Raw genomic sequence first — 12,152 nt, 5'->3', positions numbered from 1 at the left:
TTTAATGCCGAAGAAATAAGGCTTCTTCGTAATTTCCGGCAAAGTTATTTTATATATTCATGGTTTCCAAATAAACCTTTACCACTCCACCATTACGAGCCAAATTCTAACCCAGAATCTTTATTTAAAGAAATTCCATACTAAACCGAAACGTACTAAGAAGTCTCTATACGGATAATTCGGCGCAGAAAAATAATTATATCCTGTCCATGCCGAATTGAAATGTTCGGCTTTCAGAAAAATACGGGTTTGGCGAACCTTAGCATTGATAAAAAAATCAACAAGCGGGAAGTTCCCTATCTTTTTCTCATGCTGGATATAAAACTCTCCGATCAACGGATTATAATCGTTCTGATAATACTCTGTAAAATAATTAAAGACAAAACCTGTTTGGATAAACATTGCTTTCTTAAAGGCATGCCCTGAAAAATAGAGCGACTGACGTGTTACAATTTCAGGAACGTTGATAATAGCATCTGTTTGTGATACATTTTGATACAGTACAGTATTATCTAAAGCCAATTTCCAAAATTTTATCTCTTTGCTTGCTTTTACCGAAAGGTAATTAATCGTATTCCCGTATTGAAAAGGTTTAACTGTTAAGGTCGCAATATCATTAGTTATATTATCAAAATATAGGTAATCATTTAAAATAGTATAATTAACATCTAAATTCAACCATTTTGTTTGAGCTTCAAACTCAAAATGATTCCGCTTTTCATTTTTAAAATTATTATACCAATTATAATCTACATAATCACTTTGAAACAATGTATAATTCAGATTGGGTAATGAGTTTTGCTTTTGGTATTTAAAATAAAAACTATAATCTTCGTTCAGATTATACCGGGCAGAAGCTTCAATATTAGAAATTGACTGATCAGTTATGGAATTGGAAAACAGCAAATTCAACTTAATCCCGTTAAGAAAATAAGTATAATTCCCTCCAAAAGAAGCTATTTTATCATTTAAAGAATTAGGCACTAAAATATTCTCATTAGCATCATAGACCACACTATTGTAGTAATAATTATACGTGTTATAGTCCACAAAGCCTATGAAATCTCCATATTTTTCAGTTGTGAACCCTACTCCTAATTTATTGTACAAATGATTATACCTTGTCTTATCATTGATCTCATTTGTATAAGAATCTCCCAATCTTTCAGACACAGTAGACTGCGTAAACTCAAAAAACTTATATTCCTGATTGAATTGATGCTTTATAATTAAACTATTGGGATTTGTTTTATTCAATTTAAAAGAATGGTCAATAAAAAAACGGTTCCCTTTTAAAAGAGAAGTCGCATCATAAAAATACACGTCTAGTCGATCTCTTTCCGTATAAGGATCTTCACTTGATTCAAAAAGAGACACGTCTATTACCCCTCCGTTTTCTTGATTGGAAATATCTTGCCCTGCAAAATGAGCATTTAAAATATAGCGTTTATCTTTTGTAAAATAACTGGTTGTTAAACGGAAATTACCGGAACTACTAATATTATTTATGTATTTACCGTTAGAACGCAAACCTTTATAAGCAATGGAGAAATTCAGATTAGGTTTCGTATTTACAGTCAAAAAGGCATCTAGGGTTTGGCCCTGTTCCATAACTGTTTTATAATAAAGATCCGTTAGAGGAGTCGGAACAGAATAATACTTTATATCCTCCACTTCCATATAATTGAAATGTTTAGCACTGAATCCGAAATTAGGAAAAGTACCTTTCTCAACACGATTAAAATCTAAAGTATTATAAGTATGTCCTTCATTAGCAAATGGCAAAAGTCCGAATATATCTTTTCGAAGTAAATTGTATCGATATTCTTTTTGTATGCTTAAAGTTGTATCTACATAAGTTGTATCATTATGCAGATCATAAATTTTGTATAAATCGATCGGAGGTTTAGTTCCTTTATCTGTCAATCTTGACTTGAACGGCTTAGTAGTATCAGAATGAGTCTGAACCTGATTTTCTGAACGCTGGTCTAACTGCAAAGTTTTTTCCTGTGCTACCAAGGAAAATGTAAAAAAAAGTAAAACGCAAATAAAAAGATTTCTCATTATATTTTCAATAATGGCAAATCTACATAAAAAATACATATTCTCTATTCAAATAAGCTAATTTCAAAAAAACAGATACTTACCCGAAATAAATTTTGATATACTGCAAAACAAAAAAGGCTCCATAAAATATGGAGCCTTTAAATCATATATTGACTAAATTATTTTACTCTTTTAAAAGAATTAAAATAAACTTTCAAGTCAGTAGAAGATTTTCCACTTGCCAATAAAGTATCATCTGCTAAATTATAAACTTCGTAGGTTGCTACTCCGTTTGTAGTTGTTTTAACAAAATATACCGGTACTTGGTAAGCATCAACATTACCTTCATCATCACCTCCGTCAGTACTATTCCAAATTCCGGACATGTCATAATCATATACAAAAACACCTGGTTTTGCTATTGTTAAAGTCACATCAAAATTAATTGGCAACATAGGTACTGCACCGTAAGTAGAATAGAAACCAGCTATTACAAAATATAATCCGTCTGCATTTGAAGTCGCAAAATTAACTTGCTCAGGACTATCAGACCAACTATAATCTACTAATGAAAAACCAGAGTTATAAACCTCTAAATCGAAATCATAATCTGCTAAAGTACTTTCATAAGGATCGTTTGGATCAGTAATATTAGTATAAGTACTATCTCCATTCCAATCTAATATTAATACTAATTCATCAGAAGTAGAGTTTCCGATAGTTAATTCTACTTTTTTACTTGAACCGGCAATAGTTCCGTTCAAATCAGCCATAGGTTTGATATCAAAAACTAAGTTCTCAGTTGACTCAGGATAAATATCAAAATTAGCTGCAACAGTAAACGTTGTAGAAAGAGTATTTGCAGGGATTGTTGCTACAAAAGCTCCGTCAGTTCCGTAATCTAAATCTGCTTCAGATAAAGAAATTGTAAAATCTTTAGCATCTGCTGTAGATTCAGCTGCATTCAATTTAATAGAGAACTTCATATCCTCTTTATAAATTCTGTCAGCAGTCAAAACAAATGTTGCAATATTTTCGTTAACTCCTGTAGTTGATTCATCGTCTAACTCTAAAATATTAAGGTTATCATACGTTAAAGTTACAACCGGTTTATCAGCTAAAGCAGGGTAGCCTGGCTCATCCATATTGTCATCACAAGAAGCTAAAGCTAATAATGAGAATAAAGGTAGAGCAAATCTAAAATTATTATTAATTAATTTCTTCATAGTTTATTTTTTTAATATGGATAAATTGTCCAAGTAAGATTAACATACCAAGATACTCCGGTAACATTAACTCCTGAGAATGTTAAACTACCATCACCATTTATTACCCCATGAGGCATTGGTGTCGAAGTACCATAAATAGCGTTACCACTTTGATATTGCCAATCTGTAATCACTAAGTCTCCACAAACATCAGAAAACTCCCACCAATATACTGATGCAAATGTTGGGAAATAACTAGCTCTGTATTGACCAGGTCCGATTTCTTCGATTGTGATATCTTGAGGCCCGGATGCAAAGTTAATATAATATTCACCTGCTAAATAAGAAGGACAAACTCCTTGCAATATAATAGTAACTTTTTGATATTGAGCCCCAATAATTGCATTATTAGAATCAACAACAGTCATATCCAAAACAATTTGTTTAGGATCAGCCGGATCAAAAACTATCGGATAAACTTTAAAAGGAATTAGTGCAGCAGAATTACCTTGTGTAATTGTTGTACTAGTTGATGTTTGAACAAAATCAAAATCAACACCTTCTACAGCAGTAGTTTCAGCAGTGTTAACTTCCCAACTAACAACTACATCATTAGAAGGAAAAGTTTCATTAGCATAACTAATTAAATTTACAGGAACATCTATTTGTGCTTCAGTTACATCTGTAAGGAAATTGTATGTAGTTTGATCTTCCGGGAAACCTACAATCGTTGAAGTAGGCCCTAAAGACGTCACATCGTCATCACTACAACTCGCAAGAGTGAATAGTGAAAAAATTGATAATAAAAATACTTTTTTCATAACTATTTATTTTTAATTTTTCCAGAATGGTCCAACTTGGAACAATTGAGCTTGAGGAATAACAGGCACATTCGCAGAATTAGCTACATACTCTGAAAGAGGATATTGCAATCTGTAAGGTCTGTTAGAATATAAAGCAGTTGTAGCTAGAGGGATATTCGGATATCCTGTTCTAGTCATATCAATATAAGCTTCAATTGGATTAACACTATTTGTTGCTAACCATTTTTGAGTCATGATAGCTTCCATGTGGTTTCCACCATTCCATCCTAAACCTGCAATTGCATCAATTTGAGAGTAATACGTTGAGAATCCACCTGCTCCGTATAAACTGAATGAAGCTTGAACTCCTTCATAAAAAGCCATTTCAGCATCACCTGATAAATAACCTTTATCGTAAGCTTCTGCTAATAAGAATCTAGATTCTGCATAAGACATTAAGATACCATCTGAATCAGCATCAGGCATAACCGGAACGATGTGAGACAACTCAGAAGGACCATTGAAGTCTCCTTGAACTGCTCCAACAATATCACTACTTGACCCCACTAATTCATATAACACAGAACCTCTTGGATCAGTTACACCATTAATATCTCCGTTCAAGAAATCAGCGATATAAGCACTTGCTCTCGTATAATTATAATACGTTTGAGCAGACCCTGATGAATTATAGAATAAATTATTGTAAGGGTTCATATTAGCATCAGTAGCATCACTATACCCCGGATTAATAAATGCGTCTGTTGACAAGAATACTCCAGATGTAGCGATAACATCAAACTCATCTTGAATGTAAGCTTGAGTTGTAGCATCAGTTAATTCAGACTGACGCAATAAAATTCTCATTTTTAGAGTGTTTGCAAACTCAATCCATTTATTGATAGCACCTTGAAAAAGAACATCTTCAGAACCTAAAACAGCATCATTAGAATCTGCTGTATAAAATAAATCAATACCAGCATTAATATTATCAATCAAAGCTCTGTAGATATCAGCATCATTATCATAAGCCGGAGTCAATAATTCTTGACCCAAGAAAGCTTGAGAATAGGGAGCATCACCATATAAATCCACTATATATTGCATATAGAAAGATTTCATGATTAAAGCTACTGCTTTATGATTGTCATAATCTTGGCTATCGTAATTAATTACTTGTTGAAAATTATTAACTCCAACATATAATCCATCCCAGATATCATCATAGAAATTATTACTAATATCTAAAGTATACTCATCACTGGTATTAACACCTGTATAGTTGTTAACATCAGCATACCAGTTTTGCATAAAAATATTACCTAATATATTCATTGATCTAGCCTGAACTCGGTAAGTCATAACCATTGCACCTGGCAATTGCATATCCGGACGAATATCCTCTTGATGAATATTATTAGGATCATCGTTAATATCAAGGTAATCATCACAAGATAACATGGACAACGCCAAAAATCCTGCAAATAAATACTTTATCTTTCTCATATCAAATTAATTAAAAAGTTAGATTTAAAGTAAAACCATAAGTTCTTGTAGGAGGATAAGTCCCTACAACATTCAACCCTTGAGCATTACTTGTTGAACTCCAGTTATTTTCTGGATCTGAATAGAATCTGTTTTCTTTAGGTAACCACATGAATACATTTCTAGCATTTACCCCATAGTCACTGATGAAATACCTGAGTTTTTCAACAATTTTGAAGGTAATGTATAACTCAATGCAATCTCTCTTACTTTAACAGCAGTAGCATCTAAGATATTATTTTCTGCATTGTTAAAAGCATAGTCATTACTAAAATAAGTTTGGTATGTTGCGTATGAATTACCACCAGTTACAACATTAGTGTTTTCAATATATTGACCTGGATTATTAGGGTCTTCATATACAGAATTAGGGAAAATAAATCCACCGGCTCTACCATTTTCAGCAGACTCGATTAAGTTTCCTGTCCATGCTAATTGATACATAGATCCTGAGTAGAATACTCCTCCACTTCTATAATCACAAACAGCAGTTAATTTAACTCCTTTGTAAGCAAATGAATTAGTGAAACCAATTGTAAAATCAGGAGTAGAAGTACCAAACTTTTTAAATTCAGATGTATATAACGGATTACCTGATGTAGCATCTACAATCACGTTACCTGCATCATCTCTTAAATATCCGATTCCTTTAATTGTTGGAAATTCCTCACCTTCAACAGCGAAAACACCAGCCAAATCATTTATAGTTGCTAAGTTAACTTCGTTTGCCCCATCAGACACTTTATCAATAATTGTCTTATAAGTAGAGAAGTTTACTTTTCCAGTCCACTCAAAATCTCCTTCTTCTTTAGCTTTGATCGGAGTATATCCTAAATCAATATTGAAACCTGTTGTATGCAACTCTCCGATATTTTGTAAACTACTAGTTAATCCAGAAGTAGAAGAAGCTGTTGCTCTAGTAATCAAATCTTTAGTCTCGGTATAATAGTATTGACCATCTAAAGTCAATCTATCCTTAAAGAACCCTAAACTTAAACCAAAATCTCTTGTATAGTTTCTCTCCGGTTTAATATATTTATAAGTAGGTGACGTATTTGCAATATAAGAAGACAAATCACCATAAGGGAATCCTGAAGGAACAACCCCAATTTCATCCACACCATAAGTACTAACTGCTGAAGAGTTACCTGTTGCAGTAAAACTTCCATATACTTTAGCATAGTTAAGAATATCTCCTTTTATATTTTCAAATGCTTTTGTAGGAATGAATGACAAACCTGCACCTGGATAGAAATAACTATTATTGCTAGGATCAAGAACTGATGACCAGTCATTTCTACCTGTAATATTTAAGTTCAAATACTCTTTATAACCTAAATCAACATTAGCAAAAAATGAAAAAGTCCTTTTTCTTGAATATGCATTTGTCAAATTACCACTTGTAGGTAAATCAGGCGTTAAAACGTTAGTATAATTATAGAAAGCATTTGCAACGTCTAAATCAGACCCACCAACTGTGTTAGTTCTTGAATAATAATCCTGAACATTATTACCGATATTTGCTTTTAAAGTCAAATCTTCAGTTAAATCATAATCAAGATTAATCATGAAGTCAGAATAAATTCTTCTTGAAAATCCAGTTGCATCATAAAAAGAAGAACGAACAATTCTGTTTGAGTAATCGTTATACAAATCATCTTCACTTGTAAAAGCGTTTGTCCATGTAGTTGATCCAGAAGATGTAACTTGTACGTTAGGAGCCCAAGTTAAATTAATATTCTTATTGATCTCATATTTCAAAGACGCTCCGGCATTTACATAATCTGTAACATATTTACCTCTTACATTATCTCTAGTCCAATAAGGGCTTCTGTAATAAACATTCCAGTGACCATTATTTCCTGAGTTTTCAAACATACCAACCGGAATAGTTGTTGCTGTTTGTAACAATTGTGAATATAAACCTGCTGTAGTATTCTCCTGAACTTGAGAATAATACTGAACACTTCCTTCAGCAGTAAACTTCCCTACTTTTTTACCACCTTTAAACATAACATTTGTACGTTTCAAGATATCCCCATCAACAACGAACTCTCTATCTTGTCTATTGATTGACAATAACGCATATCCGTTTTGTAAAGATCCTGCAGAAACTGTCAAACCATTTTGTTTGATAATACCTGTTTTGAAAAAATCTTTAATATTATCAGAATCTCCTGTATATGGAGCAGTAAAAGTAGTTCCATCAGCTTGCGGTAAACCTACAGGTTGCATTGAACCGTCAGTTTCAGCACCCCAAGAACCATTCTCTATTGCCACATGCTCACCGTACCATCCTTGACCGTAACGAGTTTGTCTTACCGGCAAATAAGAAACTTTTTGAAAATCTATTGCTGAATTAAAAGTAACAGTTATTTTATCTTCAACACCGCTACCTTTTTTAGTAGTCACTAAAATAACTCCGTTTGATCCTTGTTCACCATATAAAGCAGACCCTTGCGCCCCTTTAATTACGTTAACAGATTCAATGATTTCAGGAGGTAAGCTTTGTAAAACAGACGCAGTCGAAATCGCATTATCAATAACAACTAAAGCTTGGTTGTTACCAGTAATGGAACGAGTACCATTAATTACAATTCTAGTAGAAGAGTTAACACTGTTACTTGCAGTATTAATCTGTAAACCAGAAACCTTAGCCGCTAAAGCCTGCACAACATTAGGATTAGCCGCCTGAGTAATTTCTTCATTTTTTACCACTTGATAAGAAGAAGTAACCTCATCTGCCTTACGCTTAATACCTAACGCTCCGACAACCTCAACAGCTTCAAGCTGCATAGCGTTCAATGTAACATTATAAACATTACCATCTCCAACAGTAACCTCTTCTTTCATACCTACATAAGAAACTTCTAAAACGTCTCCTTTTTTAGCTTTGATTGAAAAGTTACCATCGAAATCCGTGGTTGTACCATTTGAAGTGCCTTTTACCACAACATTAGCACCGGCAACGGGACCTAGTTCGTCAGTAACTACACCCGTAACAGTTTTCTCCTGAGCAAATGAAAACTGCATTGTTAACGCTACTAAAAGCGTAAAAATCCATTTAAACTTTGATCTCATATTAAATTTATTTGAGTTAGTTATTCCGCAAACTTCTTAATTATTTCTTAATTTACCAAATATTTGCAAGGAATATTAGTATTTAATAATGTTAAAACTTTTAGCGCTAAAAATATCTTTTTGGGAATACTAACACTATAAAGATGCACAAAACAGCAAAAGGTTGCGTTAAAAATTATATTTTTGTCAAAAAAATGCAATGTTAAGCAAATGTTATAAACAAAAGGTTTTAGAATGCGGTACTGACGAAGCCGGAAGAGGATGTTTGGCCGGACCCGTAACAGCTGCTGCCATTATACTGAACCCTGATTTTGAAAACAATATATTAAACGACTCCAAACAGCTTTCCGAAAAAAAAAGATTTCAATTAAGACCTGATATAGAAAATCAAGCTCTGACTTTTGCAGTTACTCATATATATAATGAAGAAATTGACGAGATCAATATTCTGAATGCTTCCATGAAAGCAATGCAAGAATGTATTCTAAAACTCTCACAAAAACCGGAACACCTTATTGTAGACGGCAATCGCCCTATTTTCCGAAAACTGGAAATTCAAAACACTTATGGAAAAATCTTTACCCGAGAAGAAATTGAATATCTAAAAGACATTCCTAATCAAAGTATTATAAAAGGAGACGGTAAATACTTAAGTATCGCTGCCGCTTCAGTTCTTGCTAAAACGTACAGAGATGAATTCATGGATAAAATCCATGAAGAATACCCTATGTATAACTGGAAAAAGAACAAAGGCTACCCCACAAAAGAACACCGGGAAGCTATCGCTCAATATGGCCCCAGCCCTTACCACCGAAAAAGCTTTCGCTTATTACCCGAGCAACTGGAACTTCCTTTATAAGGAATTGATAGTAGTCTTTTTTTTAACCTAACAACATGCTACCAAATTAATTTAGCCTCAAAAAGTTCCGCAAAATATTTGACTATTTTTTGACGCACTTCATCTTCATCAACTTCTCTACCCAATTCCACATGAAGCGAGGTAACTCCTTTTCCTCTTATCCCGCAAGGAATGATATTATCAAAATATCCCAGATCTGCATTCACATTAAGAGCAAAACCATGCATGGTTACCCAACGACTGGCACGAACCCCCATAGCACAAATTTTTCGAGCAAATGGCGTTCCTACATCTAACCAAACTCCGGTTTCCCCCTCGCTACGCATCCCTTTCAAACCATAATCTGCCAAAACCATAATCATAGTTTCCTCTAAAAGCCTCAAATATTTATGTATATCAGTAAAAAAGTTCTCTAAATCTAAAATAGGATACCCCACAATTTGTCCCGGTCCATGATATGTAATATCTCCTCCTCTATTGATTTTATAAAAAGTAGCTCCTTTCTCTTCAAGCTGCTTTTCAGAAAGTAACAAGTTAGACACATCTCCGCTTTTACCTAAAGTATAAACATGTGGGTGTTCTACAAAGAAAAAATAATTATCCGTATCCATTTCAGGATTGTCACGTTTTAATTTTTTTTGCGCTACTACTCTCGCAAAGACTTCTTCCTGAAAATCCCAAGTTTCTTTGTAATCTTTCGTACCCAAATCCTGTAAAAGGATCGTTCTGTTTTGTGTTCCGACCATTGTGAATAAAATTACCCTACAAATATACGAATAGTTTCCTGTTTAATCCCTATCGAAAAAAACACGAAAACCAAACTCTTATTCCTGAAAAACCGCTCTAAAATCAAACATTTTGAACTTTGAACTTGAAACAAAATATTTTATCTTTGCACGCTCAAAACAAAAAAGTATGCAACTTTCAGAACAAGAAATCATTAGAAGAGAGAAACTGACCAAGCTAAGAGAGCTCGGCATTAATCCGTATCCTGCCAATTTGTATCCTGTTAATCACACTTCGAAACAGATAAAGGATGATTTCTCTGAAGGTAAGAAGGTTATTATTGCCGGTCGCTTAATGAGTGTTCGCGATCAGGGAAAAGCTTCTTTTGCCGAATTACAAGACAGCGAAGGAAGAATTCAGTTGTATTTTAACCGTGATGTTATCTGTGAAGGCGAAGACAAAACGCTTTACAACACTGTTTTTAAAAAATTGACGGACCTAGGTGATTTTATCGGAATTGAGGGTGAATTATTCACTACCAAAGTGGGAGCCCAAGCCGTACGTGTAACTAATTTCACCTTTTTGAGCAAAACGCTTCGTCCGCTACCATTACCTAAAACAGACGATCAAGGTCATGTTTTTGACGCATTTACAGATGCTGAATTGCGCTACAGAATGCGCTATGTGGATTTAGTGGTCAATCCGCAAGTAAAAGATGTTTTTGTTAAAAGAGCCAAATTATTCAACGCCATGCGTACCTTCTTCAATGAAAAAGGATACATGGAAGTTGAAACACCTATATTACAATCAATCCCGGGAGGAGCAGCAGCCCGCCCGTTCGTTACACATCACAATTCACTAAATATTCCGCTATATATGCGTATTGCCAATGAATTGTACTTAAAACGACTGATCGTTGGTGGTTTTGACGGGGTTTATGAGTTTTCTAAAAATTTCCGTAACGAAGGAATGGACAGAACCCATAATCCGGAATTCACAGCTATGGAGATCTATGTTGCTTACAAAGACTACAACTGGATGATGGAATTCACGGAAAACCTGTTAGAGTATTGTGCTTTACAAGTAAACGGGACTACTCAGGCTACTTTCGGAGAGCACACTGTAGATTTTAAAGCTCCATACACCCGTGTTACTATGACCGATGCTATCAAACAATTCACAGGTTTTGATATCACAGGAAAGAGCGAAGATGAAATTCGGGCAGCAGCAAAATCAATGGGAATTGATGTAGATGACACTATGGGGAAAGGAAAATTGATCGATGAGATCTTTGGCGAAAAATGTGAAGGCAACTTCATTCAGCCAACTTTCATCACAGATTACCCGAAAGAAATGTCGCCTCTATGCAAAGAACACAGAGACAACCCGGATTTAACAGAGCGTTTTGAATTAATGGTTTGCGGAAAAGAAATTGCTAATGCTTATTCGGAATTGAACGACCCTATTGATCAAAGAGAGCGTTTTGAGGACCAATTAAAACTTTCTGAAAAAGGGGATGACGAAGCTATGTTCATCGATCAGGATTTCTTAAGAGCTTTAGAATACGGAATGCCCCCTACATCCGGTTTAGGAATCGGCATGGATCGCCTGATCATGTTTTTAACAAACAATCAATCCATTCAGGAAGTCTTATTCTTCCCGCAAATGAAACCTGAAGTAAAACCTTTGGCTATAAGTGATGAAGCTAAAGTTATTGTTGATCTTTTAAAAGCAGAGAACAATCAGGCTTTAGTACAATTAAAAGAAAAAGCCGGATTGAGTGGTAAAAAATGGGACGCTGCCATGAAAGAATTAGCAAAACAAAACCTGACTAAAGTTGTCGTTAAAGGTGATGCTAAAACAGTGGTCTTAAATTAAGAAAAC

8 protein-coding genes are annotated in these 12,152 nt (G+C 34.3%); 2 read left to right on the top strand and 6 right to left on the bottom strand.

All coding sequences use genetic code 11. From position 1 onward, the window contains the following. Positions 1 to 120 precede the first annotated feature (120 nt). From DI487_RS10735 to DI487_RS10715, 5 genes are all read right to left on the bottom strand, one after another. Positions 121 to 1,998 (bottom strand): putative porin, encoded by a 1,878-nt coding sequence (locus tag DI487_RS10735; protein WP_245896353.1) that lies wholly within the window; start codon positions 1,996 to 1,998, stop codon positions 121 to 123. 227 nt (positions 1,999 to 2,225) lie between these two features. Continuing rightward, positions 2,226 to 3,272, bottom strand: a complete 1,047-nt coding sequence (locus DI487_RS10730) for a hypothetical protein (RefSeq protein WP_109569643.1) — start codon at positions 3,270 to 3,272, stop codon at positions 2,226 to 2,228. 11 nt (positions 3,273 to 3,283) lie between these two features. Beyond that, positions 3,284 to 4,075: a hypothetical protein gene (locus tag DI487_RS10725; RefSeq protein WP_109569642.1), complete on the bottom strand. Its 792-nt coding sequence runs from the start codon at positions 4,073 to 4,075 to the stop codon at positions 3,284 to 3,286. Positions 4,076 to 4,087: 12 nt separating this feature from the next. Beyond that, on the bottom strand, positions 4,088 to 5,563 hold the full coding sequence (locus DI487_RS10720) for a SusD/RagB family nutrient-binding outer membrane lipoprotein (protein ID WP_109569641.1): 1,476 nt from the start codon (positions 5,561 to 5,563) through the stop codon (positions 4,088 to 4,090). A gap of 168 nt (positions 5,564 to 5,731) precedes the next feature. After that, positions 5,732 to 8,683 (bottom strand): SusC/RagA family TonB-linked outer membrane protein, encoded by a 2,952-nt coding sequence (locus DI487_RS10715; protein ID WP_109569640.1) that lies wholly within the window; start codon positions 8,681 to 8,683, stop codon positions 5,732 to 5,734. Between the two features lie 199 nt (positions 8,684 to 8,882). Between DI487_RS10715 and DI487_RS10710 the strand changes: the two genes are divergently transcribed. Continuing rightward, positions 8,883 to 9,542, top strand: coding sequence for a ribonuclease HII (locus DI487_RS10710; RefSeq protein ID WP_109569639.1), 660 nt, complete (start codon positions 8,883 to 8,885; stop codon positions 9,540 to 9,542). Between the two features lie 38 nt (positions 9,543 to 9,580). Here the strand turns inward: DI487_RS10710 and lipB are convergent, their stop codons facing one another. Further along, positions 9,581 to 10,288, bottom strand: a complete 708-nt coding sequence (lipB, locus tag DI487_RS10705; protein WP_109569638.1) for a lipoyl(octanoyl) transferase LipB — start codon at positions 10,286 to 10,288, stop codon at positions 9,581 to 9,583. A gap of 169 nt (positions 10,289 to 10,457) precedes the next feature. Here lipB and lysS point away from each other — a divergent pair, with 169 nt between their 5' ends. Continuing rightward, positions 10,458 to 12,146, top strand: coding sequence for a lysine--tRNA ligase (gene lysS, locus DI487_RS10700; protein ID WP_109569637.1), 1,689 nt, complete (start codon positions 10,458 to 10,460; stop codon positions 12,144 to 12,146). Positions 12,147 to 12,152 lie beyond the last annotated feature (6 nt).

The organism is Flavobacterium sediminis, assembly GCF_003148385.1.
GTDB lineage: Bacteria > Bacteroidota > Bacteroidia > Flavobacteriales > Flavobacteriaceae > Flavobacterium > Flavobacterium sediminis.
The sequence above is the reverse complement of the archived record's forward strand: the minus strand, read 5'-3'. Positions and strand labels throughout refer to the sequence as shown.